Origin of the sequence: Hymenobacter sp. APR13 (assembly GCF_000737515.1) — a bacterium.
GTDB lineage: Bacteria > Bacteroidota > Bacteroidia > Cytophagales > Hymenobacteraceae > Hymenobacter.
In genome coordinates this window covers 2,785,728-2,812,722 of sequence record NZ_CP006587.1, presented here as the reverse complement: position 1 = coordinate 2,812,722, position 26,995 = coordinate 2,785,728, and the positions used below count along the sequence as shown (strand labels likewise).

General features: G+C 63.7%; 27 protein-coding genes and 1 riboswitch. Of the genes, 13 read left to right on the top strand and 14 right to left on the bottom strand.

Annotated elements, in window-relative coordinates; all coding sequences use genetic code 11:
* Window positions 1-59: 59 nt before the first annotated feature.
* Window positions 60-1,451, bottom strand: a complete 1,392-nt coding sequence (locus N008_RS11840) for a BatD family protein (protein ID WP_052381471.1) — start codon at window positions 1,449-1,451, stop codon at window positions 60-62.
* Between the two features lie 395 nt (window positions 1,452-1,846).
* Between N008_RS11840 and N008_RS11835 the strand changes: the two genes are divergently transcribed.
* The 5 genes from N008_RS11835 (at window position 1,847) to N008_RS11815 (ending at window position 5,664) form a co-directional block, all read left to right on the top strand.
* Window positions 1,847-2,560 (top strand): ferritin-like domain-containing protein, encoded by a 714-nt coding sequence (locus N008_RS11835; protein ID WP_044016222.1) that lies wholly within the window; start codon window positions 1,847-1,849, stop codon window positions 2,558-2,560.
* A gap of 33 nt (window positions 2,561-2,593) precedes the next feature.
* Window positions 2,594-3,445, top strand: a complete 852-nt coding sequence (locus N008_RS11830; RefSeq protein WP_044016220.1) for a ferritin-like domain-containing protein — start codon at window positions 2,594-2,596, stop codon at window positions 3,443-3,445.
* Between the two features lie 154 nt (window positions 3,446-3,599).
* On the top strand, window positions 3,600-4,322 hold the full coding sequence (locus N008_RS11825; RefSeq protein ID WP_044016218.1) for a ferritin-like domain-containing protein: 723 nt from the start codon (window positions 3,600-3,602) through the stop codon (window positions 4,320-4,322).
* 13 nt (window positions 4,323-4,335) lie between these two features.
* A complete protein-coding gene (locus tag N008_RS21630; protein ID WP_052381469.1) occupies window positions 4,336-5,202 on the top strand; it encodes a ferritin-like domain-containing protein in 867 nt (288 codons plus the stop codon).
* A 267-nt stretch (window positions 5,203-5,469) separates the two neighbouring features.
* Window positions 5,470-5,664, top strand: a complete 195-nt coding sequence (locus tag N008_RS11815; RefSeq protein WP_044016216.1) for a hypothetical protein — start codon at window positions 5,470-5,472, stop codon at window positions 5,662-5,664.
* Window positions 5,665-5,744: 80 nt separating this feature from the next.
* Here N008_RS11815 and queG read toward each other — a convergent pair whose 3' ends face one another.
* Together queG and ruvB are read right to left on the bottom strand one after the other, a co-directional pair.
* Complete coding sequence (gene queG, locus N008_RS11810) at window positions 5,745-6,680, bottom strand: tRNA epoxyqueuosine(34) reductase QueG (protein WP_044016213.1); 936 nt, start codon at window positions 6,678-6,680, stop codon at window positions 5,745-5,747.
* Window positions 6,681-6,810: 130 nt separating this feature from the next.
* Window positions 6,811-7,860 (bottom strand): Holliday junction branch migration DNA helicase RuvB, encoded by a 1,050-nt coding sequence (gene ruvB, locus N008_RS11805; protein ID WP_044016210.1) that lies wholly within the window; start codon window positions 7,858-7,860, stop codon window positions 6,811-6,813.
* Window positions 7,861-8,062: 202 nt separating this feature from the next.
* Here ruvB and N008_RS11800 point away from each other — a divergent pair, with 202 nt between their 5' ends.
* Window positions 8,063-9,040 (top strand): hypothetical protein, encoded by a 978-nt coding sequence (locus tag N008_RS11800; RefSeq protein ID WP_044016208.1) that lies wholly within the window; start codon window positions 8,063-8,065, stop codon window positions 9,038-9,040.
* A 200-nt stretch (window positions 9,041-9,240) separates the two neighbouring features.
* Here the strand turns inward: N008_RS11800 and N008_RS11795 are convergent, their stop codons facing one another.
* Complete coding sequence (locus tag N008_RS11795) at window positions 9,241-9,570, bottom strand: HIRAN domain-containing protein (RefSeq protein ID WP_044016206.1); 330 nt, start codon at window positions 9,568-9,570, stop codon at window positions 9,241-9,243.
* Window positions 9,571-9,825: 255 nt separating this feature from the next.
* Here N008_RS11795 and N008_RS11790 point away from each other — a divergent pair, with 255 nt between their 5' ends.
* The gene (locus N008_RS11790; RefSeq protein WP_052381468.1) at window positions 9,826-10,287 is read left to right on the top strand and encodes a DUF4268 domain-containing protein; all 462 of its coding nucleotides are present in this window, start codon (window positions 9,826-9,828) and stop codon (window positions 10,285-10,287) included.
* Between the two features lie 45 nt (window positions 10,288-10,332).
* On the opposite strand, the gene N008_RS11785 is transcribed toward N008_RS11790, so the two are convergent.
* The 4 genes from N008_RS11785 to N008_RS11770 all read right to left on the bottom strand — a co-directional run bounded on the left by N008_RS11785 (window position 10,333) and on the right by N008_RS11770 (window position 15,626).
* Window positions 10,333-10,935 carry a hypothetical protein gene (locus N008_RS11785; protein ID WP_044016202.1) on the bottom strand — a complete coding sequence of 201 codons (603 nt, stop codon included), beginning with the start codon at window positions 10,933-10,935 and terminating at the stop codon, window positions 10,333-10,335.
* A 16-nt stretch (window positions 10,936-10,951) separates the two neighbouring features.
* Window positions 10,952-11,644 (bottom strand): hypothetical protein, encoded by a 693-nt coding sequence (locus N008_RS11780; RefSeq protein ID WP_044016200.1) that lies wholly within the window; start codon window positions 11,642-11,644, stop codon window positions 10,952-10,954.
* A 74-nt stretch (window positions 11,645-11,718) separates the two neighbouring features.
* Complete coding sequence (locus tag N008_RS11775; RefSeq protein WP_044016198.1) at window positions 11,719-12,951, bottom strand: acyl-CoA dehydrogenase family protein; 1,233 nt, start codon at window positions 12,949-12,951, stop codon at window positions 11,719-11,721.
* A gap of 191 nt (window positions 12,952-13,142) precedes the next feature.
* A complete protein-coding gene (locus tag N008_RS11770; protein ID WP_044016196.1) occupies window positions 13,143-15,626 on the bottom strand; it encodes a TonB-dependent receptor in 2,484 nt (827 codons plus the stop codon).
* A 59-nt stretch (window positions 15,627-15,685) separates the two neighbouring features.
* Window positions 15,686-15,792: riboswitch (TPP riboswitch) on the bottom strand.
* A 265-nt stretch (window positions 15,793-16,057) separates the two neighbouring features.
* On the opposite strand from N008_RS11770, the gene N008_RS11765 reads away from it, so the two are divergent.
* Window positions 16,058-16,303, top strand: coding sequence for a hypothetical protein (locus N008_RS11765; protein ID WP_044016194.1), 246 nt, complete (start codon window positions 16,058-16,060; stop codon window positions 16,301-16,303).
* Window positions 16,304-16,455: 152 nt separating this feature from the next.
* On the opposite strand, the gene N008_RS11760 is transcribed toward N008_RS11765, so the two are convergent.
* The 4 genes from N008_RS11760 to pnuC all read right to left on the bottom strand — a co-directional run bounded on the left by N008_RS11760 (window position 16,456) and on the right by pnuC (window position 19,241).
* The gene (locus tag N008_RS11760; RefSeq protein ID WP_052381467.1) at window positions 16,456-16,872 is read right to left on the bottom strand and encodes a GNAT family N-acetyltransferase; all 417 of its coding nucleotides are present in this window, start codon (window positions 16,870-16,872) and stop codon (window positions 16,456-16,458) included.
* A 2-nt stretch (window positions 16,873-16,874) separates the two neighbouring features.
* A complete protein-coding gene (locus tag N008_RS11755) occupies window positions 16,875-17,750 on the bottom strand; it encodes an aldose 1-epimerase family protein (RefSeq protein ID WP_044016192.1) in 876 nt (291 codons plus the stop codon).
* Between the two features lie 254 nt (window positions 17,751-18,004).
* On the bottom strand, window positions 18,005-18,538 hold the full coding sequence (locus tag N008_RS11750; RefSeq protein WP_044016190.1) for an AAA family ATPase: 534 nt from the start codon (window positions 18,536-18,538) through the stop codon (window positions 18,005-18,007).
* A gap of 67 nt (window positions 18,539-18,605) precedes the next feature.
* The gene (pnuC, locus tag N008_RS11745) at window positions 18,606-19,241 is read right to left on the bottom strand and encodes a nicotinamide riboside transporter PnuC (RefSeq protein ID WP_052381466.1); all 636 of its coding nucleotides are present in this window, start codon (window positions 19,239-19,241) and stop codon (window positions 18,606-18,608) included.
* Between the two features lie 117 nt (window positions 19,242-19,358).
* On the opposite strand from pnuC, the gene N008_RS11740 reads away from it, so the two are divergent.
* The 4 genes from N008_RS11740 to N008_RS11730 all read left to right on the top strand — a co-directional run bounded on the left by N008_RS11740 (window position 19,359) and on the right by N008_RS11730 (window position 23,330).
* Window positions 19,359-19,682, top strand: a complete 324-nt coding sequence (locus N008_RS11740; RefSeq protein ID WP_044016188.1) for a rhodanese-like domain-containing protein — start codon at window positions 19,359-19,361, stop codon at window positions 19,680-19,682.
* A 149-nt stretch (window positions 19,683-19,831) separates the two neighbouring features.
* Window positions 19,832-21,055 (top strand): DEAD/DEAH box helicase, encoded by a 1,224-nt coding sequence (locus N008_RS23580; RefSeq protein WP_262489693.1) that lies wholly within the window; start codon window positions 19,832-19,834, stop codon window positions 21,053-21,055.
* Window positions 21,056-21,072: 17 nt separating this feature from the next.
* Entirely contained in the window at window positions 21,073-22,437 is a 1,365-nt protein-coding gene (locus N008_RS23575) for an ATP-dependent helicase C-terminal domain-containing protein (RefSeq protein ID WP_197062844.1), read from the top strand.
* Window positions 22,438-22,535: 98 nt separating this feature from the next.
* Window positions 22,536-23,330, top strand: coding sequence for a DUF2490 domain-containing protein (locus tag N008_RS11730; protein ID WP_081910759.1), 795 nt, complete (start codon window positions 22,536-22,538; stop codon window positions 23,328-23,330).
* 44 nt (window positions 23,331-23,374) lie between these two features.
* Here the strand turns inward: N008_RS11730 and N008_RS11725 are convergent, their stop codons facing one another.
* Complete coding sequence (locus N008_RS11725; protein WP_044016186.1) at window positions 23,375-24,214, bottom strand: FRG domain-containing protein; 840 nt, start codon at window positions 24,212-24,214, stop codon at window positions 23,375-23,377.
* Window positions 24,215-24,340: 126 nt separating this feature from the next.
* Entirely contained in the window at window positions 24,341-25,186 is an 846-nt protein-coding gene (locus tag N008_RS11720) for an oxidoreductase (RefSeq protein ID WP_044016184.1), read from the bottom strand.
* A gap of 279 nt (window positions 25,187-25,465) precedes the next feature.
* On the opposite strand from N008_RS11720, the gene guaB reads away from it, so the two are divergent.
* On the top strand, window positions 25,466-26,938 hold the full coding sequence (guaB, locus tag N008_RS11715; RefSeq protein ID WP_044016183.1) for an IMP dehydrogenase: 1,473 nt from the start codon (window positions 25,466-25,468) through the stop codon (window positions 26,936-26,938).
* The last annotated feature ends 57 nt before the right edge of the window (window positions 26,939-26,995 follow it).

Below are 26,995 nucleotides of genomic sequence, written 5' to 3'. Positions count from 1 at the left end.
AAAGGTTCAGAATCAACTTTCACCTCATACCACCTGTCACCTGTCACTTCATCACCTCATCACCTCTTAGCCTGCCACCAGCCCCAGCTGGCCACCACCAGCAACCCGGCCAGGATGTAGGTGGCGTAGCGGCGCACGTCGCGGTAGGCGTCCAGCGGCTGCAGGCGGTTGCTTGCCTCGAAGAGCACGGCCTGGTAATATGGGTCGTCGGTGCGGGCGCGGAAGGGCAGCTCAGTTCGGACTGCGCCGCGCACGGTGGGCCGCAGCTCCGGCTGCAGCGTATCGTAGCGGCCGGTTTCGGGGTCGAAATACACCAGCTGCAGCAGGCTGTCCAGCGGCAGCACACCCGGCTGGCGCGCCACCAGCCGGTAGCGGAACACCTTGCGCCCCCCTACCCGACCGGCCTGCCGGGTCAGCTCCTGCTGCACGTCGGGGCCGTACACTTCCAGGCCGGTCCGGGGCTGCACCACCGGCGCATTGAGGGCGGCCAGGTTGCCTTCGCCTTCCACCCCAAACGTGTAGGTGAAGGCCTGCCCGGTCCGGAACGCAGTCCGGTCGATGGCCTCGCGCAGTTGGTAGCTGCCCACCGCCACCTGGTCGCGCAGCGGGTGCGGCGGCAGCGGCTTCACGGCAATGGTGCGGGCGGCGGTGCGGTAGGTTTTGTAGCCTTCCATCCGGTTATCGAGGCCCTCAGCCGGCTTTTTGGCCAGGCGGTACTTCACCATCTGCAGCGCTACTTCTCCAAAAATCAGCGGCTCGCTGTTCAGCGGATAATACTCGGCTTCGTAGAGCCGATAGCGCAGAAACGGCTTGCCGCCCATCGTCACCGGCTCCGGCACAATCTCCTGCTCGTTGAACGACTCCTCCCAGGCCGTGCGCTGCCGGAGCTGGCGCAGAATGCCCGGCAGCTGTCCCGGAAAGTTGTAGAAATCCAGCAGCCCCTGGTCAGAAGGCGTGAGGTAGAAGTACAGCCCCACGTGCACGCCCTCGCCTACGTAGACGCTGGTTTTGTCGGGCACCAGGGCCAGAAAGGCGTTGTCTTTGGGCTCCACGTACTCCTGCGGCTTGGGCTTGCCAAACAGCAGATCCATTAAGCCGATGCCCTGCGGCGCGCTGCCGGCGGGTGGCGGGGCCGTGGCGGCCGTTGGGGCTGGGCCCACCGTGAGCGTGGCGCCGGCCGAACGCGCCACCTGCCCGTTCACAGTCATCGAAAACGGCCTGATGGTGTACTCGCCCTCGGCGTAGGCGGCGTAGCGCTGCGTGATGGTCAGCTCGGTGGTGGTGCGGCCCTCCACAATGCGCGTGGTGGTGGTGCTGGACTTGCCGCTTTTCTTGAAACCCTCTAGGTCGGGGAAGGCCGAATACCGCTCCAGCGGCGCTCCACTCAGCCTAAAGCTGATGGTGAAGTATTCCGTCACCGGAAAAGTGGCGCGGCCCAGCTCCAGCTCCACCCGGGTTGCTGACGTGGTAGCGGGCGGGCGTACAGGCTGTTGAGCTTGGCTCCGCGGTCCGGCAACAACACACAATACCAAGAGCATCCAGCCCAGAAACCGCATCATAGGAGTAGCATGAGCTTCAAAATTACGCCAAAAAGGCTGCATCGTGCTAATGAGCTGATTCTCTCCCTTTTCACAGCTGGCTATCAGCCTATTCCTGTATTTTTTCTGTACTAGCCTTCATCCATTAGGTACAAAATTATGGCTTCAGACAATCCCTGCTCCGAGAGCCCCCGTAAGTGCTGTCAAATACCCACCCCTCCTTTATTTCCTCTTTTAGTAAAAAGCGGCTTTGCAGGCTGGCAGGTATTCTATTGCCGAAACCTTTCCTTACTAAATCTTCTACCCCCATGTCCAACAACCTCAAAAAAGGTGGCGAAGAGGCTGATTTCACTAAGCCGCTTCACGTTCCGATTCAGCGCCGTTCGTTCTTCATGTATGCTGGTGCCACTGCTGGTGCTACCGCCCTGCTGCTTTCGGGCTGCGACGATGATGATGACAACTCTACCACCCCCGCTGGCACGGTAAGCCTGGGTTCGGGCGACGTGGGTGTACTGAACTACGCTTATGCGCTGGAGCAGTTGGAAGCCGCTTTCTATGCCCAAGTAGTAGCTAATTTCTACACCGGCGTCACGGCCGATGAGCGCACAGCTTTGACGGCCATTGCCAAGCATGAAGCCATTCACCGTGACTTCCTGAAAGCGGCCATTCCAGCAGCCAGCGTAATCCCAGCCCTGACCCCTGACTTCAGCAAGGTTACTTTCTCTGACCGCACGTCGGTTCTGAGCACGGCTAAAACGTTCGAAGACCTGGGTGTAGCTGCCTACAACGGTGCCGGCTCCCTCATCAAGTCCGACGACTACCTGCTGCTGGCTGGCAAAATTGTTTCGGTAGAAGCTCGCCACGCAGCCGCTATCCGCGACATGATCAGCAACGGCACGTTTGCTGACAGCACGGCCGTAGACGCCAACGGCCTCGATGGTGCCATGACTGTGGCCCAGGTACTGGCCGCCGCACAGCCTTTCATCAAGGAAAAGCTCAACGGCGACAACGTCGGCAAATAACCTTCTCTCCCTTACTTCTGACTTTCGAACCGTATGAACCTGTTTCAAATCATTTCCGAGATAGAGAAGGTAGATCCTGAAATTGTGGATCGCCTCACCCATCGCCGCAGCGCCCTTACCTTGCTCGGCGACATCAGCAAGAAATTTGCGCTGGCTGCGGCGCCTATCGCCATCGGCTCGGCCTTCAACAAGGCCATGGGCCAGCAGACGCTGAACTCTGTCAATGACGTGTTCAACTTCGCGCTGCTGCTCGAGTACCTGGAAGAAGACTTCTATGTGCAGGCTTTGGCAGCACCAACTCTGGCTGCTACGCTCACCAACGGTAGCGCTGCCCGCAACGCCATCCAGACCATCAAGAACCACGAAACGGCCCACGTAACGCTGCTGAAGACCGCTCTTGGTTCTAATGCCAACCCACGTCCGGCCAGCTTCAACTTCGGTGCTGCCTTCGCTACCTACGCCTCGTTCCTGACGTTCGCTCAGGCCTTCGAAGACACCGGTGTACGCGCCTACAAAGGCCAGGCTACCAAAATCAAAGCAGCCGGTAACCCCAACAACTACCTGCAGACCGCGCTGCAGATTCACTCGGTAGAAGCTCGTCACGCTTCGCACATCCGAGTAATGCGCCGCGCCGCTGCTGCCGGTGGCATCAACCAGTTGGGCTGGATCACCAACGCTGAAGCCAACGGCGCTCCGGCTGCTGTATATGGTGCCGGCAACCCCGCTACCACGTTCCCAGCAGAGAGCAACTTGGTGCAGGCCGGTCTCACGCTGACCTCGGTAGGTGGCAACACCTACACAGCCGCTGAAGTGAGCGAAGCCTTCGACGAAGGTCTTGACAACACGACGGTAGTAGCTATTGCCCGTTCGGCCGCTACATTCTAAGCTGCTTAGCCTATCATAAAAAAAGGGCGCCCTACAACGGGGCGCCCTTTTTTGTGCAACCATTTTTCGCGTTAGAGCATCCCAGCATAACAGGCTATCTTTGTTGAGTTGGAACCGAGCTGTTTTCTGTTCTGGTACCGCCCAACCTTTTCTTATGCACACTCCTTCTTCTCCGGCGCGGATGCTTGCCCGCCGCTCCTTCTTTCGTGTAGCCGGGGCCGGTGCGGCAGTTTCGGCACTTGTTCTGGCTGGCTGCGGCAAAGACGACGATCCAGATCCGGTTGCGGGTAATCCTACCCTGACGCTGGGCAACTTCGTGTCATCGTCTACCAGTGCCAGCGACCCTAACATTACAGTGCTCAATTACGCCTACCTGCTTGAGCAGATTGAGGCTGCCTTCTACGATAAAGTAGTTACTACCCCACCCTCTGACTTGCTTCCGGGCGAGCTGGCTTACCTCACCGACCTGCGCGACCATGAGCTGATCCATCGGGAGTACCTGAAGTATGCGTTGGGAACGTCGGCCTACGATAATACGCTTTCCGCACCGCTGGTTTTCGACTTCTCCACCTTCACGCTCACCACCCGCACCGGCGTCTGGACGGCGGCGCGGCAGCTGGAGGAAATTGGGGTGGCGGCTTACAATGGGGCCGCCAAATACCTGACCTCGGCTGAGCACCTAAACGCCCTGGGCAAGATTGTCTCGGTGGAAGCCCGGCACGCAGCTCTGGCCCGTGAGGTGCTGCAGCCCGGCACCTTCGCCGATAACATAGGCACCACAGGCCTCGACGACGCCAAATCCCCGGCGCAGGTTGTAGCCCTGATTCAGCCGTTCGTACCAGTAGTCATTTCCACGGCAAACCTGCCGACCACCTAAGGCACCGCTTGCTATGTATCTTCTGAAGCTTCTGGCCGAACTGGCCGCCACCGATTCCACCCAGCTGGAGCAGTCGGCCCCACGCCGCGCTGCGCTGGAAAGCCTGGGCCGGTTCAGCGCCAAAACGCTGGCGGCCGCGCTGCCGCTGGGTTTGGCAGCCTTGCCCACGCAGGCCGGCACCACCACTATCCTCGACTCGCTGACGCTGGCGCTGCAGCTGGAACGCCTGCAGGAAGCCTTGTATGCGCGGGCGCTGGCCGCTCCCGCCGGCTTCTTCCCCGCCGACGCCACCATTCGCGCTTCCATCGTCACGATGCAGCGCCACCAGCAGCAGCACATCACGCTGCTCTCCGACGCCATCACCAACTCGGGCGGCACGGTCCCAGCGCAGCCCAACTACGATTTCACGGGCAGCCGCAACAATACGCAGCCAGCCTTTTTCGCCTCCGTATTCAGCAACTTCGATGATTTCCTGCGGCTCGCACAGCTGCTCGAGGATGCCGGCGTACGAGCCTATAAGGGCCAGGTGCAATCCCTGATCAGCAACGACTTCATCCTGCAGACTGCCCTGCAAATACATGCTACTGAAGCCCGCCACGCCGCCCGCATCCGCATTATCCGGCAGAAGCGCGCGGCCGTGGTAAAGCCCTGGCCGAGCCCGGCGGATGCTTCCATTACGGTAGCGGGCAAAACGGACATTGTATACAGCGGAGAGAATGCGCTGGAGCAATTGGTGCCCGGCTACCGGCCGGTACCGTTCCGACTATTGCCCATCGGTTTCCCCGGCACCAACATTCTCACTCAGGGCGTACCAGAGGCGTTTGATGAGCCACTCTCTACGGCACAGGCCAGCACGATTATGGAACTGTTTACCTACTAAAGGTCAGGCATCTTCTACTGCCCGCCACACCACCTGAAAGGAACGACCTCAGTCGTTCCTTTTTTGTTGAATACTCTGCTTTTACAATACGTATAGGCGGTTTTGGCCATAATGCTGTTTGAACCTAACGGGTTTTGTTTTGTAATTTTCAATAAAATAGCGTGACACTCCCGGCACGGAATCGACTGTTTTTTCCCGGTTCCGTATAGTCCTCCTGCAATCGTCCTGTTCGCCCCCTACCCCACCCAGAAAACAAGCCTTACCCCAATGCTCGAGTACGCTAAAACCATCCTGCTAAAAGTTAGCTTCGATAAGATTCTCTTCGAGAAAGAGCTGCGCAAAGCCCTGCGCACTATGCTCCCCGACGAGCTTCTCCAGCTCAAGGCGTGGTGCTACGAGCAATTCTCCAAGCTCTACCGCCGCATCCTGAACCGCGTTTTCACGCAGGCTACCCTCGCCTAAAGCGCCCGGACTGCCAGAAACCCACCGGCCCCGGCTGCCAGCATTGCGCTGGTGGCCGGGGCCGGTTTTTTGCGCCTCAGTTACTCGTCGCCGGTTACGAAGCGGATGTTGCGCTGCAGCCCCGCGTAGCCGGTGCGCTTCACGGCCGACTGCCGGAACAGCTCCGAAAACAGCTCGTGCGTGATTTCCTGCCAGTCGCCGCGGGTGAGGTCTTTCAGGCCGGGGTGCGGGTTGAACTGGGGCTCCTGGTGGGGCTTGCTGAACCGGTTCCAGGGGCACACGTCCTGGCAGATGTCGCAGCCGAACACCCAGTTGCCGAATTTGCCGTCCACTTCGCGCGGAATCTGGTCTTTCAGCTCGATGGTAAAGTAGCTGATGCACTTGCTGCCATCCACCACGTAGGGCTCCGTAATGGCCTGCGTGGGGCAGGCATCCACGCACTTGGTGCAGGTGCCGCAGTAGTCCCGGATGGGGCCGTCGTAGTCCAGCGGCACGTCCACAATCAGCTCGGCAATGAAGAAGAAGCTGCCGGTGCCAGGCCTTATCAGGTTGGCGTTCTTACCTACCCAGCCCAGCCCGCTCTTCCTGGCCCAGGCCTTGTCCATCACCGGCGCCGAATCGACAAAGCAGCGCCCCCCGATTTCGCCGATTTCCTCCTGCATATCGGCCAGCAGCGTCTTCAGCCTGTCTTTGATGACGAAGTGGTAGTCGCGGCCGTAGGCGTATTTGCTGATCTGGAGCGTGTCGTCGGGCTGCTGGGTTTCCTCGGGCGGGTAGTAGTTGAGCAGCAGCGAAATCACCGATTTGGCCCCGTCCACGAGCAGACGCGGGTCGAGGCGCTTATCGAAGTGGTTGGCCATGTAGGCCATCCGGCCGTGCATATTCTGGTTCAGCCAGCTCTCGAGGCGCGGCGCCTCTTCCTCCAGAAACCCGGCCTCGGAAATCCCGCAGTACATAAAGCCCAGCTCCGCCGCGCGGCGCTTGACGAAAGCAGTGTAATGGGCGGTAGGCAGCACGGAGGACAGGTAGATAAGCCGTAAAAATACGTCATCCTGAGCGAAGCGAAGGATCTGATTACATTAGAACCTACTTGTTCCGGTGTAATCAGATCCTTCGCTTCGCTCAGGATGACAGGAGGTTTTTCGGCTACGAGAACAGCTCGCCGGTGGTGCCGGTATTGCCGCGCAGGTGCTGCGGCATGGCACGGCCCAGGTGCAGGTAGGCCGCTTCCGTGGCCTCGCGGCCGCGGCTGGTGCGCTTGATGTAGCCTTCCTGAATCAGGAACGGCTCGTACACTTCCTCAATAGTTTCGCCTTCCTCGCCGCAAGCCGTGGCAATGGTGCTGATGCCCACCGGCCCACCTTTGAACTTGTCGATGATGGTGGTCAGGATGCGCTTGTCCATGTCGTCGAGGCCGCGGGCGTCTACGTCGAGAGCGTTGAGGGCAAACTGGGCAATGTCCATCGTGATGCTGCCGTCGCCTTTCACCTGAGCAAAGTCGCGGGTGCGACGCAGCAGATTGTTGGCGATACGCGGCGTACCGCGCGAGCGGCGCGCAATTTCGTAGGCCGCGTCCTCGTAAATCGGGGTGCCCAGAATTTCGGCCGAGCGCTGCACAATGCTGGTCAGCAGCTTGGAATCGTAGTATTCGAGGCGGGAGCTGATGCCGAAGCGGGCCCGCAGCGGCGAGGTGAGCATGCCCGAGCGGGTGGTCGCGCCAATCAGCGTAAACGGCGACAACGAAATCTGCACCGACCGCGCATTCGGGCCCGAATCGAGCATGATGTCGATGCGGTAGTCTTCCATGGCCGAGTACAGGTACTCTTCCACCACGGGGTTGAGGCGGTGAATCTCGTCGATGAACAGCACGTCGTGCGGCTCCAGGTTGGTGAGCAGGCCGGCCAGGTCGGAGGGCTTGTCGAGCACCGGGCCGCTGGTCATTTTGATGCCAGCCTGCAGCTCGTTGGCGATGATGTGCGAGAGCGTAGTTTTGCCGAGGCCGGGAGGGCCGTGCAGCAGCACGTGGTCGAGGGCGTCGCCGCGGCGGCGGGCGGCGGCCACAAACACCTTCAGGTTGTCGACCACCTTATCCTGGCCCGCGAAGTCGTCGAAGGAAAGCGGCCGCAGCGCCTTGTCAATGTCTTTTTCGGTGGCGTCCATGTGGTCGGCGCCGCCGGTGAGAAATGGTTCGCGCATAGGGCGGAAAGTGAAAGTTGATAGCAGCAAGGTAACACCGGCACCGGGCAGATTGTGCCCTTTTTAGCAAAAAAATAGTCCGGCGCTATTATTTACTAATCCCACTAGCAAACCCCCACCTCTAGCGGCGGCCCGAGGCCGGGCGGCCGGCATCTGCGCGGCGTGCTGCCTACCTTTGCGTTCTTCCGCACGCTGCTGCCCTATGCCCACGCCTTCTGCCCCCCACGACTGGCTGCACGCCATTCCCGCCGACTTCTACGACCAGCTGGCGCACTCCCTTTCCCTGCACGGCATGGCCTGCGCCGAGCTGCTGAGCCGCCCGCAGGATGCGCCGCTGCTGCAGCTGACGGCCCTCACCGGCCTCAACACCCTGCGCGTGGCCGAGCTGAACGCCATTGCCAGCCACGAGCAGCTGCTGCAGGCGCTAAAGCAGCAGCCCCGCGCCCTCTACGACCTGCTGCTGCTGGGCCGCCTCACCCTCGATACCAGCCTGGCCACGCCCGTGCTGCAGTATGTGCAGCGCCAGATGGCCATTGAACCCGAGCAGGTGCAGGCGCTGAAAACCTATTGCCTGGAGCTGAGCGGCGCTTTTCTGGCGCTGCTGGAAGAACACCTGCCGGCCACGCCTTCGCTGGGGCTGCACCGACTGAGCGTGGAGGAAGTATTTGCGCACTACCTGGCCGCCCACCCGGCCCCGGCGCCGCCGGCGGCCACGGTGCGCTTCTCGGAGCCGCAGTTGCAGATGATGCGGCTGGCCCTGCTGCTGGTGCACTCGCTGCCCGAAGCCGGCGAGCATCCGTTCCTGACCGCCGTAGCCGACTTGGAAGACCTGCGCCCGGCCGCGCTGGAGCCGATGATAACGCGCCTGAGCACGCTGGAGCCCGGCGAAGAATTGGCGCTGAGCATGCCAGAGTTAGTGCAGCTCTACCAAGCCATGCAGGTGTGCGGCATGGTGTTCGTGAGCGAGGTGCTGGAAAAAGTGGGCCTGGGCAGCGTATTCCCCACCGTGACGCCCGAAGAAGTGGCCGCCTCCGCGCCGGCCACCACCGAACCCAGCGGCCGGCAGGCCGTGGGCGAGATGGTGAGCGGCTTCACGCGCTGGGTGCAGCACACGTTCCCGCAGGAGCCGGCGTTGCACAAGGCCCGCGAGCAGGTGCTTGCCCTGGCCGATTCTCTTTAGGGATTAGGGATTGGGGCTGGGGGCTTAGGCAGTCTTAACAAGAATTGGCCTGCACGCTGTAGAGACGCAATATTTTGCGTCTCGTCGTTGGGCAACTGGCACCAGGGTCAACATCAGCAACGATGAGACGCAAAATATTGCGTCTCTACAGCGTGCAATCCCTACTCCCCAGGCCCTAATCCCTAATCCCTAACAACCATCTACCGCGGCATCAGCACTTCGATTTCCAGGTGCAGCCACTCGTCTTCCCAGGCTTTGTGGGTGAGGCGGCCGGTTAGCGGGAAGCCGGCGTCAAGCATGCGGGCGACGGTTTCGTTGTGGCCTTCGGGCAGGTAGCCCAGCCAGAACGGCTCGGCGCCTTCGGTCAGCACTTTCACGGCCCAGTCGTCGTAGGCGCTGTCGGCTTCGCGCTGTAGGGCCAGGCGCTGGCCGGCTTTCAGCTGGGGCTCGAACTCGCGCAGGCCGGGGCGGTGGGTGGTGCCGGCCACCAGGCATTCAAGCAGAATCAGGGAATCGGAGGTTTTGGGCATGGAGGAGAGCCGTAATGAGGCAGTAAAATACACAGCAAAATAGTTTTACGCCGTCAGGTCGACAATTCGGGCGCTGCTCACCGGGCTTATCGCCACCGCGCGGCGCGTGCCCGACTGTGCCTGTCCGCCTGTCCTGCGCGTAGAATCCTGCCCGGCGCGCGAGGTGCCGACGCCGACGCCCTGCCTGGCTGGCCGCTACCCCGCCGGCGCGGCCCGGGCATCATTCCCCTATCAGAAGCGTTATTTTTGTGGCCCATGTATAGTAAAACTGAAGTAACTCAGCTCCGCCAGGCTTTCTGGACCACTTTCGGCCAGTATATGGCGCCCGTGCCTTCCGCCGAGGGCGTGCCCACCAACTGGATCAACTACAAAACCGGCCTCAAGCACGTGCACTTCCGCCTGCACGCCGACGCCCGCCACGCCACCATAGCCATCGAGCTGACGCACCCGGACGCCGGGGTGCGGGAACTGTTCTTCGAGCAGCTGCGGGAGCTGAAAACCATGCTGCAGGAGGCCGTGGGTGAGCCCTGGCGCTGGGAAGCCGACATCACCGATGCCAACGGCCAGCCCCTGAGCCGCGTGTTCACCGAGCTGACGCCCGTCAACCTATTCAGCCGCGACGACTGGCCCGCCCTGATTTCGTTCTTCAAGCCCCGCCTGATTGCCCTGGACGAGTTCTGGAGCACCGGGCAGTATGCCTTCGACGAGTTGCGGTAAGCAAGGCTTGCCGTGGAGCAGGCACCGGCCCTAGCACGGGCGGCCTCAATCCATGCCCAGGTCGTTGGTGAAGCTGTCGGTGAGCCAGATTTCGGGCACCGGCACGCCGCACCGGTCGCTGGTGAGGCCGACGACGGCCCGCTGCACCTCGTAGAGCGTAGTGGGCTGTGGCAGCAGCAGCTGGTAGTTCTGGGCCAGCAGCCACTCCGTGAGGTCGGCGACGGTACTTCGGGCCCAGTTGGGCGAAAGTGGCGGCGGCGTGGGTGCCACTGCCGTAGTCCCGAACAGGCGCTGCCACCAGCCCGGCAGACGGGGCTGCCAGCCGGCCTGGGGCAAATCGGGCATTTGCAGCTGCAGGCAGGCGGCCAGCTCCTGGGTTCGCGCTTTGTTGGCGCCCAGCAGCTCCAGCTGCACAAGCAGTGTGGCCTCGGTGGGGGCCGGATGGCGCGAAGGCAGGCACGCCAGCAGACGCGCGAGCAACTGGTAGTACACTGCCGTGCGCGCCGGGTCGGCGGGCAGGCCTTTCAGGTAGGCGATGGCCGCCGCCGCCTGTTCCACGGTGCCGATTGTTTCCGCCACCTGGTTCGGGATGGCCAGTTGGAAATGCTCCTCAAAAGCAACGACAAGTTCAACGGTATCGAGGCCCATAATGACTGTCTGATTACTAACTCACCCAGCTATTCAGCAGCCGCACTTTACGCCACTTGCCTTGGCGACGCTTCAGCACCCACGTTTCGCCACTGCCGCACAGGCCGCCACAGGTAGTGGAGATTTCCACGATTACGGTCTTGCCGTCACGAGAGAAAAGAGGGGACGTCAGGTATGAATAGTCATGCGTTTTGTAGCGTTGTTCCAGCGTACTTAAAAAAATAAATGGCTCTTCTGATCGATTTACTATTGCCCGAACTGTGTCGGCCGAAACAACCTGATGGCCGGGTAAAAAACGTTGTTCGAGCCCAAACCCTGAGGAATAATTCATTTGGAGCCGCATATAAGCCGTGTCAGCCGGCGACAACAGACGGCGGCTACATAGCTCCTGCAGTGTCCAGCCTCGTTCCGGAGCAGCATACCGAATCAGGCGCTTAGTTGTCATGGAATACATGCCATGTTCCAACAGCACGCGGCTGATATAGAAGTCGGCACCAGCCATGCCTTCGGGCGACATATCGGAGCTGGACTGCGCCAGCAGCTCCCGCACAAACCCGTACAGCACGCTGTCGGACACCAGCAGGCGCGGCGCCCCCCACTGCCGCTCTGGCTCCGGCAGCGGCGGATACGCCACCCGCAGATACACCGCGCAGAACACGGCCCCCAGCAACAGGGTGGCACCAAAGAAACGACGGGAATCGGCTTGCATAGTCGAGTAGATAACAAATAAAAAACGGCCGCCCTGCTTCCAGGACGGCCGTTTGAAGATACGCGGACAGGCGCTTACTTGAACGCCTGAATGCCGGTAATGTCGGCGCCGGTGATGAGCAGGTGGATGTCGTGGGTGCCTTCGTAGGTCACCACCGACTCCAGGTTCATCATGTGGCGCATGATGGGGTATTCGCCGGTGATGCCCATGCCGCCGTGAATCTGGCGGGCTTCGCGGGCAATGTGCAGGGCAATTTCCACGGAGTTGCGCTTGGCCATCGAAATCTGGGCCGAAGTGGCCTTGCCTTCGTTTTTGAGCACCCCGAGACGCCACACCAGCAGCTGGGCCTTGGTGATTTCGGTGAGCATTTCGGCCAGCTTCTTCTGCTGCAGCTGGAAGCCGCCAATCGGCTTGCCGAACTGCTCACGCTCCAGCGAGTACTTCAGCGCCGACTCGTAGCAGTCGATGGCGGCCCCGATGGCGCCCCAGGCAATGCCGAAGCGGGCCGAGTCGAGGCAGGATAGCGGGCCGCGGAGGCCGTCGATGTTGGGCAGCAGGTTTTCCTTCGGGATTTTCACGTTGTCGAACACCAGCTCGCCGGTGGTGCTGGCGCGCAGGCTCCACTTGTTGTGGATTTCGGGGGTAGTGAAGCCTTCCATACCGCGCTCCACGATAACGCCCTTGATGCGGCCGTTTTCGTCTTTGGCCCACACCACCGCTACCTGGCACTCGGGCGAGTTGCTAATCCAGAGCTTGGCCCCGTTCAGCAGGTAGTAGTCGCCCATGTCCTTGATGTTGGTGGTCATGCCACCGGGGTTGGAGCCGTGGTCGGGCTCCGTGAGGCCGAAGCAGCCCAGCCACTCGCCGGAAGCCAGCTTGGGCAGGAACTTCTTGCGCTGCTCTTCCGAGCCGTAGGCGTAAATCGGGAACATCACCAACGAGCCCTGCACCGAGGCCGTGGAGCGCATACCGGAGTCGCCGCGCTCAATTTCCTGCATAATCAGGCCGTAGCTGATGTAGTCGAGGCCGCCGCCGCCGTACTCGGTGGGGATGGTGGGCCCGAACGCGCCCACGTCGCCGAACTTGCGCACGATTTCCGACGGGAAGTGCGCGTCCTGCGCCCACTTCTCGATGCTGGGGCTGATTTCCTTCTTGACGAAGTCGCGGATGCTTTGGCGGATGAGCTTGTGCTCCTCGGTCAGCAGGCCGTCGAGGTCGAAATAATCGGTGAAGCCGGCGGCGTTGGTGGAGCCGTGCGCTTTGGCCGCTTTGGCCTGGGGCGAGAGAACGTCAGCTTGCGAAGACATGAGGTAAGGATTGGGTGGGAATCAGATTCAAAGATACAGAATCTGCCAGGTTGGCCGACGAAAACCGTCTGTCATCCTGAGCGAAGCCAAGGACCTTATGGCGGTTGAACAACCGATGCCACTGCAACATGTTCTGGCGTGGCAAGGTCCTTCGCTCTGCTCAGGACAACAGGCAATTACCCGATAACACCCTACAGCTTCACGCCCACCGACACCAGGAAGTTGCGCGTGGCCTGCGGGTAGTACCAGTTGAAGGTATCGAGGCCGCCGCTGGCGCCGGGGTAGCTGTAGGTGTAGCCGTTGGCCACGTACTCGCGGTTGAGCACGTTATTCACCAGCAAACCCAGCTCAATCTCCTTCACAAACTGCGGCCGGAGGGCGTAGCGCACCCGAAAATCGAGCACCTGGTAGGGCTTGATGCTGCGGTTGAGGCTCTCGGAGTTGTCGAGGTACTGGCGGCTCACGGTTTTGTAGAGCAGCGCCAGGCGCAGCCCGTTCAGCGGCTGCCCTTCCAGCGTGTGCGCCGACACCGCGCCGGGCGAGTAGGAAATGGTGCTGGTGCGGGCCTCCCCCAGCACGGGGTTGAAGTCCTTGTCGTAGGTCACGTCGCGGAAGCCCAGGATGCGGTTCTGGCTGAGCGTGAGCGTGCTGCTAAGGCTGATTTTGTCGTTGGCCGACAAGAAGCCGGTCAGCTCGGCGCCGCGGCGGTAGCTGCGGGCCACGTTGGTGCGCAGCGGCGTGCCCACGTCGTTCAGCTGCCCAATGGACACCAGCTGGTTGCGGTAGTTCATGTAGAAGAAGTTGGCCTCCAGCCGCGCCACGGCCCGGGTGCCCAGCACGCTGGCCTCGGGCAAATTGAGGCGGTAGCCGCCTTCCACATCCACCAGGCGCTCGGCCTGGGGGGTGGGGTCGTTGGCAAGCCGGTCGGTGAAGTCGGCGCGCACCGGCTCGCGCCGGCCCACGCCCAGGCTGGCGTAGAGCTGCCGGCCCTCGGCCAGCGTGAAGGTGGCGCCGGCTTTAGGGTTGAAGAACGTGTAGCGGGCGCGGGTGCGCACGTCGTTCTGGTCGTCTTCCACGCCATCAATCGTGTAGCGGATGCGGCGCAGCTGCAAATCGGCATAGACACCCAGCCGCGACAGTGCCTGCCACGTAACGCGGGCGTAGCCGTTGTAGTCGGTCTTGACGGCGTTGTTGAAGTAGTAGCGCTGGCCGAGGGTGCTGTTGGAGGCGTACTGGGCCCAGATTACTTCGCCGTAATGGTCGCCGTCGTAGCGGTTCCAGGCGCCGCCCAGCGTGGCCTGCAGCCGGTCGTTGGCCTTGGGCTGGTAGTTGAGGGCGAAGGTGCCGCCGTAGAAGTAGTTGTCCAGCCACTTGCGGTCCACCAGGTTGGTGCGGGTGAGCGTGTCGCCCCCGATAATGACGTTCTGCAGGCCGTAATCCACGAATTTGCGGCGGGCCCGGTAGCTTTCGTAGTAGCCGAGGCCGCGCGTCAGGTGCAGAGCCCCGCCCAGGTTCCAGTCCTGGCCCAGGCCCTGCGAGAGGTGCAGCTGGTAGTGGTTCTGCTGGTAGTTGTCGGTCTGGTTGTCGTAGGTGTAGTAGCTGTAGCGGCGGCCTTCGCGGCGCACCCGCTCGGCATCGACCTCGCTCAGCTCGCCGTTGTCGATGTAGTTCTGCAGCAGCGTTTGGTCGCCGGTGATGGCCGGCTCGGGCACGCCGTTCCAGGCCTGGTATGTTTTCTCGCGGCCCGAGAAGGTGATGAACTTAACCAGCGTATTAGCCTGCTGGTAGCCGGCCGAAAAGTAGTACGACTTCAGATCCGACGACGCCCGGTTCATGTAGCCATCGGACTTGATGCGCGACAACCGGCCGTCCAGCGTGAAATGCCCGCTCACCAGCCCGGTGCCGAACTGCACCGTGTTTTTCACCGTGCCGAAGGAGCCGACGCTGTTCTGGGTTTCGCCATAGGCCTCGCGGCGGTTGTCGAGGGTGCTGATGTTCACGCTGGCCCCAAAGGCCGCGCCGCCGTTCTGGCTGGTGCCCACGCCGCGCTGCACCTGCAGGCTGCTCACCGACGAGGCCAGATCCGGCAGGTTCACCAGAAACGCACCGCGCGACTCGGCATCGTTCAGCGGCACCCCGTTGATGGTCATGTTGATGCCCGTGGTGCTCGTGCCCCGGATGCGGATGTCGGTGTAGCCCACGCCCGCGCCGGCGTCGGAGGTCACCACCACGGAAGGCGTCTGGTCGAGCAGGTAGGGTAGGTCCTGGCCGAAATTGCGCTTGGCCAGGTCTTCCTTGCTGAGGTTGGTGTAGGCCGTGGCCGTGCGCTCGTTGGCGCGGCTGGCCGTCACGAGGGCCTCGCCGGTGAGCACGCCGCCGGGCTGCAGCGCGGCCGCCAGGCGCTGGGCCTCGGCCTGGCCCTGCAGCGGCCGCACCAGCGGCTCGTAGCCCACAAACGTGATGCGCAGCTCGTGCGCGCCGGCTGCCACGGCCGGGATAGTGAAGGTGCCCGCCGCGTCGGTGGCGGCGCTGGCCGCGCCGTCGAGCAGGATGGTGGCGCCGGGCAGCGGCGTGCCCGTCTGGGCATCGGTAAGCGTGCCGGACACGGGGCCTTGCGCCCATGCCGGACCGGACAGCGCCAGAAGCGCCACGCCGGTGGGTAGAAAATTTTTCAACAGTGAAAACTGGAAAAAGTGGAACGGACCGGGCCCCAGGGGTCGGGGCCTTCGGCTTGTCGCTCGCGGATCGTTTGTTCCCTTCGCCGGCATTACCCGGACAGGTTCAATGGGTATGATCTCAGCCGCGCACCACTCCCGGTACGGGGCACCCCTAAACTATGGCGCAAAGGTACGCGGGCATTCGGCTTTTGCAGCAATACCGGACATTTTTCGCGGTTTCGGCCGCTGCTCCCGCTCCCGGGCGCCACCGCCAGGGCACATGGCGGGCACGGGTCGGGTACTTTCGTTTTGATTGATTATCAGTTAACTTAGAAAGACCATCTGCCGCCAAAATCCCCGCATTTTCTAAAACAACCGCCCCGCACGCCCCGTTACTTAGTAGGCGGTACCCAGCGAGGCCGCCCGTTCGTTTTTCAGCTCTCCCAGCCATGACTCCCCTTGTCTACCTGCTGCTGTTTCTGGCTCTGGCCATCTATTTCGTCGTGATTCCACGACGCCGCTTCCCCAGTCCGCCTCACCCCGACAACGACGACGAAGGCGGCGAACCACTCGACGACGGCCTGCCCGACCTGGACCTGCCCCCCGGCATCACGCGCCCCATCAACGACTGGGAGCCCGACTACAACCGCCGCCCCCAAACGCCCGTGCGCCCCACCGAGCCGCTGATGGTATGAGGCGGATGGGTTGATCATTGCATCAAGAAAAGGCCGTCATGCTGAGCTTGCCGAAGCATCTCTACCTCTGGCTAACTTCTTTGATTAGCACTGCGGTAGGGATGCTTCGGCAAGCTCAGCATGACGGCCTTTGCATTCTTCAGACCTGCTATCTACAGCTCCATTTCCATCCGCACGTACGGAACGTCGCCCTTGTAAAACACTGCGCCCTCAGGCTGCAGGTGGAAGCGGGCGTAGAAGGCGGCGCTGTCCTGGCGGGCGTCGCACCAGAGGCGGCGGGCACCCAGGCGGCGCGCTTCGGCCACCACGTAGCGTAGCAGCGCGCTGCCGATGCCTTGGCGCTGGTAGGCGGGCATGACGGCAAATTTGCGGAACCGCGCCTCGTCGCCGTCCACGAAAAGGGAAACAACTCCTACCAATTGGTCGTCCTGGAAGGCGCCGTAGTGGTAGCCGGTGGCATCTTCGGGCAGCTGCACGTAGGCCAGCGGCTTATCGGGCCAGAGCACCTCGTGGCGCAGCAGGTAGGTGTGGCTGGGCGCAATGGCCCAGATGGCGGGTTCGGCGGCCATGCTTACTCTACGGTGATGCTGTAGGACGTGCTGAACTGCTGGCCGGGTTCCAGCGCCAGGATGCCTTCCTTGTCGGCCAGCTCGCCCGGGACGCCCACGCTGCCGGCAATGCCGTGCCAGGGTTCGATGCACACGAAGGGCGCGCCGGGGCCTTTGGTCCAGAGGCCGAGGTAGGGAAACCCATCGAAGCGCACCCGCACCGCCCGGCCGGATTGGCGGCTGCGCAGCGTGAGGTGCGTGAAGTCGAAGTGTTTCAGCACCAGCGCATCCTGCGCAAACAGCTCGTAGCTGAGCGGCAGAGTGGTTTGCTGCTTCATTACGGGCTCGGTCTGGCCGGTGAGCAGGCCGCCGTCCAGCAGGTACCGTTCGAAGCTGACCGGGTGGTCGAACACGAACTCGTAGTCCTCGAACGTCTCGCCGGGCAGCAGCGGGCACCGGAACGCCGGGTGCGCCCCGATGCTGAACAGCAGTTCTGTGGTGTCCACGTTGCGTACGTCCCAGCCGATGGTGAGCTGCGAGCCGGCCAGACGATACGAAATCTGCAAACTGAACCCGAACGGAAACACGGCGCGGGTGGCGTCGCTGGCCTGCAGCTCCAGCACCAGCTCGGCCGCCGTCTGGCGCACCAGCCGAAACTCCTGGTCGCGGGCGAAACCGTGCTGGGACAGCTGGTAGACCTGGCCCTGGTGCTGGTAGGCATCCTGGGGCAGGCGGCCAACTATCGGGAACAGTACCGGCGCGTGGCGGCCCCACACAGCCGGGTCGGCCTCCCAGATGTACTCCAGGTTGTCGAGGTCTTTGCGCACAAAGCTGCTCAGCTCGGCGCCGTGGGTTTGCACCTGCACGCGGCACAGCTCGTTTTCGAGGGTATAGGTCATAGGAAGCATACTACGCATCGGCCCAAAGCCGGTGCGGTGGAATGGTGATACGGCGTATACTGTAGCGCGAACTTTGTAGTTCGCGTTTCGGCACCGTGCAGTGGACGGTTGGCTTTTCTACTGCTCTACAGCACGTCATGCTGAGCGCAGCGAAGCATCTCGCGTGCTGACTTTGTCATAGTAATCCTGTGTCAGCACGCGAGATGCTTCGCTGCGCTCAGCATGACGTTCTTTTGGCTTTCTGACCACACGGCTTATCCCAGCAGCAGCTCGTCTACGTGGTAGCAGGCCTGCTCGAAGCGTTGGGATGGCGGGCCGCTGATTTCGGCGAAGTGCGAAAGCTGCTCCTGCAGCGTGTGGTGGTAGAGGCGGTAGAACTGCTGCCGCAGGTGCGGGTGCTCCCGCAGCGGGTCGGGCGCCCAGGGCAAATCCACGTTCAGCAGCAACACCAGATGATACTGCTGCTGCTCAATCTGCTCCAGAATCCACTCGGGGCAGTGCCCAAACGCGTGCTCCGACCAGATTTTAATCACCAGCAGGTCGGTGTCGCAGAAGAACAGCGGCCGGTCCTGCTGGATGGCCTGGATTTCGGCTTCGGCCTCGGCCCGCAGCTGGCCGTGGGCAATATCTTCCAGATCGGCGAGGGTGTAGCGGTAGCTGGCCCCGCGCTTTTCCAGATACTCCCGGGCATACTCGGGGGCCCAGCTGGTTTGGTAGTGGGCGGCCAGCTGGCGGCTGAGGGTGGTTTTGCCCGTCGATTCGGGGCCGGTGAGAGCTACGCGCAGCATGGGTAGGGGCAACAAGGAATAAGCAAGGAAAGGCGGCGCCAACAGCGTCAGCAGAGCATGTTACGGCTTAGGCGCTCAAGCCGGATTGCGCAGCAGCGGCCTGCTCTTTAAGCATCGACCGGCGCCACTCCCAGTAGCCGTACACGGCCAACCCCAGGTACAGCGCGTACAGCACGCTGGTGGGGTAGAGCTGCTTGTACCACAGGATGGGCACGTAGATGATATCCACCAGAATCCAGAGCCACCAGTTTTCCAGACGCTTGCGCATGAGCAGAAACTGCGCCGCCAGGCTGCCGGCCGTCGTGAAACTGTCCCAGTGCGGCAGGGCGGCGTCGGTGCGGGTGCTGAGGTAGTAGCCGAAGCCGGCCGTGAACACGCCCACAAACGCCAGCGTAGCCAGCCACTCCCAGCGCCGCGTGCGCGACACCGGCAGCTCGGTTTTGCTGCGTCCGCCGTACAGCCACTCGTACCAGCCGTACAAACTCAGCACGATGAACATGATTTGCAGCAGCGAGTCGGAATAGAGGCCGGCGCGGTAGTACACCACGATGTAGAGCGCGCAGCTGACCAGGGCCACCGGGAAATTCCACAACGACTCGCGGGCGGCCAGCCACACGCAGGCAAAGCCAGTAAGCACCGCAATCCACTCCAAAGGGCCGGGCCCGGCGGCGGCGGTCCAGAACTCGTACAACGTCTGCGTCAAAGGTGACAGGTAACAGGTGAGAAGGGAGGGGCTCGGGCGGGCAGCCCGCAAAGGCCGGGGCCAAAGCTAACCAGCCACCGACTAATTTTGCGCTTTCCCCTCACCTGCTCTGCTGCCATGCTGCCCGAACTCACGCCCGAAGACCTGCACGCCCGCCTCGCCACCGGCGAAAACCTGCAGCTCGTGGATGTGCGCCAGCCCGAGGAATACGCCTACTGCCGCATCGAAGGCAGCGTGCTGATTCCGCTGGGCGAGCTGGCCCGCCGCGCCGACGAAATCGACGACACCCGGCCCGTGGTGCTCATCTGCCACCACGGCGTGCGCTCCATGCAGGCCCTGGCCTACCTGCAGCACCGCCACGAGCTGACCAACCTGCTGAACCTGCGCGGCGGCATCCACGCCTGGAGCACGCGCGTGGACCCGTCGGTGGCGGTGTACTAACCCTTGCGTCGGTTTCCGCAGAGGGCGCGGCAGAAAGCGCAGAAGGCGCAGAACGTTCTGCGTCCTCTGCGCTTTCTGCCGCGCCCTCTGCGGGCTACATCCATCAGAACCTCCCTATGCAATTCCCCGACCTCCCGATAGTCCAAGCCTTGCCCGACCTGCTTGCGGCGCTCAGCCAGCACGAGCGGGTGGTGCTGCAGGCCCCGCCCGGCGCCGGCAAAACCACCGTGGTGCCGCTGGCGCTGCTGGAGGCCGCCTGGCGCGACGGAGGCAGGATTCTGATGCTGGAGCCCCGGCAGCTGGCCGCCCGCGCCGCCGCCACCCGCCTGGCCAAGCTGCTGCACGAGCCCGTAGGCGAAACCGTGGGCTACCGCGTCCGGCTGGAAAGCAAGGTTTCCAGCCGCACCCGCATCGAGGTCATCACCGAAGGCATCCTGACGCGCCTCATTCAGGACGACCCGGCGCTGGAAGGCGTAGCGGCTGTCATCTTCGACGAGTTTCACGAGCGCAGCCTGCGCGCCGACCTGGGCTTGGCGCTGGCCCTCGATGCCCAAGCGGTATTGCGGCCCGAGCTGCGCATTCTGGTGATGAGCGCCACGCTGGAAGCCGAGCGCATGGGCGCTTGGCTGCAGGCCCCGGTGGTGAGCAGCGCGGGTTTTTTGTTCCCCGTCGAGACGCACTACCTGAGCCCGCGCCAGGCCGCCGCCGGCGGCAGCCGCCCCGCCGAGCGGCTGGCGACGCTGGTGCCCACGGCCGTGCGCGAAGCCCTGCGCCAGCACCCCACCGGCGACGTGCTGGTGTTTCTGCCCGGCCTCGCCGACCTGCGCCGCGTGGCCGACAAGCTACAGCCCGCCCTGCCCGACGCCGTGCAGCTGCACCTGCTCCACGGCGAGCTGCCCCTGGCCGAGCAGGATGCGGCCCTGCGTCCGGTGCCGGCCGGGCAGCGCAAAGTGGTGCTCAGCACGGCTATTTCAGAAACCAGCCTCACCATTGAGGGCGTAACGGTGGTGGTTGACGGCGGCTTTGCCCGGGTGCCGCGCTTCCAGGCCCGCACCGGCTTCAGCACCCTCGAAACCGTGCCCGTCAGCCAAGCCGCCGCCGACCAGCGCCGGGGCCGCGCCGGCCGCCTCGGACCCGGCAGCTGCTACCGCCTCTGGACCACCGCCGAGCACGACGCCCTGCCGGCCTACCTACCCCCTGAAATCCTCACCGCCGACCTCAGCGGCCTGGCCCTGGAGCTGGCCCTCTGGGGCGCCGCCCCGCAAAGCCTGCGCTGGCTCGATGCCCCCCCCGCCCCGCCCTGGCCCTCGCCCACGACCTGCTGTGCCGCCTGGGAGCTGTTGTTAATGATGGGGCGAATGAAAATGAAGTAAGCGGGAATGCCCCCGAATTGCCCCTATCCATATCATCAGCCCAACCCACCAATCCACCATCCACCAACCCACTACTGAAACCCACGCCGCACGGCCGGGCGCTGGCGCGGCTGGGGCTGGCGCCGCGGCTGGGCCATCTGGTGGTGCGTGGGCACGAGCTGGGCCACGGCCCCGCCGCCGCCGCGCTGGCGGCTTTGCTGTCGGAGCGTGATGTGCTGCGGGCCGCCGACGCCCACCCTACCCCACCCGATCTGCGGCTGCGGTTTGAGGCTATTGCCAGCGGGCGGGCCCCGCTGCCGGGCTTGCTGGTGCAGCACAACACCCTGCACCGCGTCCGGGATGCGGCCCGCAACCTGCGCCAGCGCGCCGGCATCCGCGACGCGGCCACCTCCGCCGATGCCGACGCGGCCGGCCTGCTCACGGCCCTGGCCTACCCCGACCGCCTGGCCCAGCGCGAAACCCCGGACCGGGTGCGCCTCGCCACCGGCCAGCGCGTGGCCCTGCCCGCCGAGCACTTCGGCCGCGACGACCAGTTTCTGGCCGTGGCCTACCTCGATGGCCCGCCGCACCAGCTGCGCGCCGCCCTGGCCGCGCCCGTCAGCCGCCAGGAGCTGGAAGAGCTGTTTGCGGAGCAGATTGAACAGGTGGACGAAGTGCGCTGGGATGCCGCCACCGGCCGCGTGCAGGCCCGCCGCCAGCGTCGCCTGGGCGCACTGCTGCTCTCCGATGCCGCCCTGCCCCAACCCGACGCCACCTTATTAGCAGCCGCCCTGCTGGAGGCCCTGCGCACGGCGGGCGTAGCGCGCCTGCCCTGGAGCGAAGCCGCCACGGCGCTGCGGCAGCGGCTGATGTTCCTGCACACGCACTTTCCCGAAACCTGGCCCGACGTGTCGGATGAAACGCTGGCAGCGGAGCTGGAGGAGTGGCTGGCCCCGCACCTGGCTGGTCTTAAAAGCCTAAACGACGTGAGCCGCCTCGACTGGCTGGAGCTGCTGCTGCAGCGCCTGCCCGGCGGCTGGGCCCAGCGCCAGGAGCTGGACCGCCTCGCCCCTGCCCATCTGGAAGTACCCAGTGGCTCCCACGTCGCCCTCGACTACGCCGACCCCACCACGCCGGTGCTGGCCGTGAAGCTACAGGAGCTGTTTGGCCTCATCGAAACGCCCACCGTGGCCGGGGGCCGGGTGCCACTGCTGCTGCACCTGCTCTCACCCGGCGGCCGCCCCGCCCAGGTCACCCGCGACCTGCGCAGCTTCTGGGAGAAAGGCTATTTCGAGGTGCGCAAAGACCTGAAGGGCCGCTACCCCAAGCACCCCTGGCCCGACAAGCCCATGGAGCACGTGCCCACCAAGCTCACCAAAAAGCGCTTCGAGGCGAACCAATAGCCGATAAGCCATTCATCTTTCACACAGCTACTTGCAGTTGCAAAAATATAGTTAGTAACATTGGCGTAACAAGCGTAATAATTTGGTAATATGGGTCTATGACCCCACTTCTACCTGTCCTGTCCTGGAAGCAGATGCTGGCGGTGCTGGCCCTGACCCTGGCAGCAGGTACGGTCGGCTACGCCCAGCGCCCCGTTTCCTCGCCCATTGCCGCCCCTGCCGGCGCCAACACGTGGCTCACGTTCCTCAGCGACGCCCGCCTCAGCCAGCGCTGGGGCCTGCACCTCGACGGGCAGCTGCGCCGCGCCAAAGACGCCTACCAGCCGCAGCAGCTGGCCCGCATCGGTATCAACTACCATGTGGCGCCGGCTTTGCAGCTCACGGCCGGCTACGCCCGCGCCTCGTCTTACTTCTACAACGACTACGCCTCAGCCAGCCCGCTGCCCGAGCACCGCCTCTACCAGCAGGTGCTGCTGCGCGAAGACTCCGGCCGGGTGCACACCCAGCACCGCTACCGCCTGGAGCAGCGCTGGGTGCGCCGCCCCGGCGACGCCCGCGCCACCTACCTCAACCGCATGCGCTACCAGCTGCGCCTAGTGGTGCCGCTCGGCCACAAAGGCAAACTGGAGCCGGGCACACCCTACCTGGCCGGCGCCGACGAGCTTTTTCTGGGCTTTGGGGCCAGTGCGGGCCGCAATTTCTTCGAGCAGAACCGGGCGTATCTGGCATTCGGCTACCAGTTCACCCGGGCGGTGGCCATAGAAGCCGGCTATCAGCATCAGATGGTGCAGCCCGCCGCCGGCTACGCCCTGCAGTACCACCACACGTTGCAACTGGCCCTCAGCTTCCAGCCCGACTTACGGCGCGGCCTGGCGCTGGCCTCGGCGCTGTAAGGCCAAGGCCAGCCGCGTTTCAGTGCGCAATGCCGCCCGGCTTCTCACCCCGGAATCTGGTCGTCGAGCAGGTCCTGGGCGGTTTGGCCGGGTGTGGGCGTGTAGTGGCGGTGCAGCCAGCGGCTCAGGCCCCCGAGGCCCGGAAACAGCACCCGCTCCGTAATGCCGGCCTGGTCGAGCTTGTCCCGGATTTCCCACTTCAGCCGGGCCGGAATGATGATGCGGAAATACAGCTCCGGATGCTGCTCCAGCCAGCCGTGCAGCGTATCCTGGGCCGTGTTTATCAGCGAAAACAGGGCGTACTGGTGCACGATGCGGGCATCCAGCGAGGGCGGCTCCAGAAACAGCAGAAACGGCTCCCGCTGCAGCAGCTCCAGCTCGCGCAGGTTGGTGCAGAGTGGCTCCAGTAGCTCGGGCGTAAACACGTTGGAGCCTTCGTTGCGCAGGGCCTCGCGCAGACTGGGCGGCAGGAATTCGGCCGTTTTCACGTAGTTGATGGCCCAGATAACGCCCGGCTGGTCGTAGGCTTCCAGGTCGTCGGTGGCGAAGTGCAGGGCCACGTAGGGCGAGTAGGTCCAGTCGAGCAGGCGGGTGGGCAGGCCGTGGTGCTGGGCCAGGGCCAGCCAGTTCCACACCGAAGCGCCGGGCAGCGCTGAGTCGCGGGCGTACTTGCGGAAGTTGCGCAGCAGGTGGTTTTCCAGCAGCTGGTACTCGCCGCCGAGGCGCTGCAGGCTGGTGGTCAGGGGCCAGCTTTGGGTGCGCAGCCCGCGGTACACAAACGGCGAGCGGAACCGCCCGATGCGGCCGTCCCAGGTTTCCTGAAACAGCGCCTGCTGCAAATCAGCCCAGGAAGTTACTTCGACATCGTTGGTGGAGTGCGGCACGGCAGCAGGTTTTGAGGCGGAAAATGGCAGGCCCGGGCAAGATAAGCACGGCAGGCCGGGCTCCTAACGAAAAACGCCTGTCATCCTGCGCTTGCGAAGGATGACAGGCGTTTTTTGTCGGATGCCTTATTCGCCGGCCGGGAAGTCGGCGGAGTCGCCGGTTTCGGCTACGGCGGCCAGCTCCTCCAGCAGGGCCGTGAACTTCTCGCGGGCGCCTTTCACGGCGGCCTTGCCGAGGGGCAGGTGCAGCGGTGGGTTTTCCTGGCGCACGAGGTCGTACATGATCTGGGCGGCGCGGTCGGGGTCGCCGGGCTGGCGGCCGCTGTAGCTCTGGATGCCCTTCAGGTTCTCGCCCACGGTGGCGCGGTAGTCCTCAATCTGGGTGTCGGCGAAGGTGGCCGAGCTGCCGGCCCACTCGGTGCGGAAGCCGCTGGGCTCGATGTTGGTGACCTTGATGCCGAGCGGCTTCACCTGCTGGGCCAGGCTCTCGCCGATGGCCTCCAGGGCAAATTTGCTGGCATTGTAGACGCCCACGCCGGGGAAGGTTTTCAGACCGCCGATGCTGGTGATGTTGAGTACGTGGCCGCTTTTCCGCTCGCGCAGGTGGGGCAGCACGGCCCGCAGCACGTGCAGCGGCCCGAACACGTTCACGTCGAACTGACGGTGCACCTCGGCGGCATCAATCTCCTCGATGCTGCCCAGCGAGCCGTAGCCGGCATTGTTCACAATAACATCGAGGTGGCCGAAGCGCGCAATGGCGTCCTGCACGCCCCGCTTCACCTGGGCTTCGTCGGTTACTTCCACCACGAAGCCGTGGCCGTTTTCGCCGGCTTTCTTTGTGAAGGCGTCGGCCTGCTCCTGCTTGCGGAACGTGGCCGCTACTTTGTCGCCTTTGGCCAGCAGCAGCTCGGCCAGCGAGGCGCCAAATCCGGTGCTGACGCCGGTGATAAACCAGTTTTTGGTGGTTGACATGGATTTTTTCGAAAGGAATGATGAACGAACCGGCCCTTCTGCGGGCGGCCTGGGAGGTATAACTCCCGAATGGCGGCGCGGGTTTTCAGGAAGGGCCGCCTGGCCCGGCAGAACCGCCGGCAGCGGCCGGGCTTTTGTGGGCGGGGCCTGCGGGCGGAGGCTGCCGGCGGCCCCGCACTTTCGCGGCCGGGGCACAAATACAATCATTACATAATACAGAACCCAACTTTCCGCCGTAGCTTTGTCCGGCAACAAGCACCACCTAACTTCCTTGTTGCCATGGCCGACTACGCTGCCAAAATTGCCTTCGAGGCGCTGACCTACGACGACGTCCTGCTACTGCCCGGTTATTCGGAAGTACTGCCCCGCGACGCCGACCCGAGCGCTCAGCTCACCCGCAACATCCGGCTCAAACTGCCCTTCGTTTCGGCGGCCATGGACACCGTGACCGAAGCCGACATGGCCATTGCCATGGCCCAGGAAGGTGGCATCGGCATCATCCACAAGAACATGAGCATCCGGGCGCAGGCCGAGCTCGTGCGCCGCGTGAAGCGCTCCGAGAGCGGCATGATCCTCGACCCGTTTACGCTGGAAGAAACCGCCACCCTCGCCGACGCCAAGAAGCTGATGCGCACCAACAACATCGGCGGCATTCCGATTGTGGACGGGCAAAACCGCCTCAAAGGCATCCTCACCAACCGCGACCTGCGCTTTGAGAAGGACATGAGCCGCCCCGTAACGGCCGTAATGACAGCCGCGCCCCTCGTGACGGCCCAGGCCGGCACCGAGCTGGCCGACGCCGAGGACATTCTGCAGGACTCGAAGGTGGAGAAGCTGCCGGTGGTAGACCCCGAAGGCCGCCTCGTGGGCCTCATCACCTATAAAGACATCCGCAAGCGCCGCCGCACGCCCAACGCCTGCAAAGACGAGCTGGGCCGCCTGCGCGTGGGCGCCGCCGTGGGCGTAACGCCCGATTTGCTGGACCGCGTGGCCGCCCTCGTGGAAGCCGGCGTGGATGTGGTGAGCGTAGATACCGCCCACGGCCACAGCAAAGGCGTGCTCGACGCCGTGCGCAACCTCAAGCAGCAGTATCCCAACCTGGAAGTAATAGCCGGCAACGTGGCCACCGCCGAAGGCGCCCGCGCCCTGGCCGACGCCGGTGCCGACGCCGTGAAAGTGGGCGTAGGACCCGGCTCGATCTGCACCACGCGCATCATTGCCGGCATTGGCGTACCGCAGCTGTCGGCGGTGCTGGAGGCTGCCCGCGGCCTCGAAGGCACCGGCGTGCCGCTGATTGCCGACGGCGGCATCAAGTTCTCCGGCGACATTGTGAAGGCGCTGGCGGCCGGGGCCTCCACCATCATGGTGGGCTCATTGCTGGCCGGCACCGAGGAAGCGCCCGGCGAAGTGACCTTGTTTGAGGGCCGCAAGTTCAAGAGCTACCGCGGCATGGGCTCGGTGGAAGCCATGGAAGACGGCTCCAAGGACCGCTACTTCCAGGATGCCGAAGACGACGTGAAGAAGCTGGTGCCCGAGGGCATTGTGGGCCGCGTGCCGTACAAAGGCTTGGCGGCTGAGGTGCTGTTTCAGCTGGCCGGCGGCCTGCGCGCCGGCATGGGCTACTGCGGCGCCGCCACTGTAGAGGCTCTGCAAAACGCCCGCTTCGTGCGCATCACCGGAGCCGGCCTGCGCGAGTCGCACCCCCACGACGTGCAGATCACGCGGGAGGCACCCAACTACAGCAGTAAATAAGACCGGGGCTGCGGCCCCTTTTGCAGAAAGCCGGGAAGCCGGGTCGGAGGTAAGCTC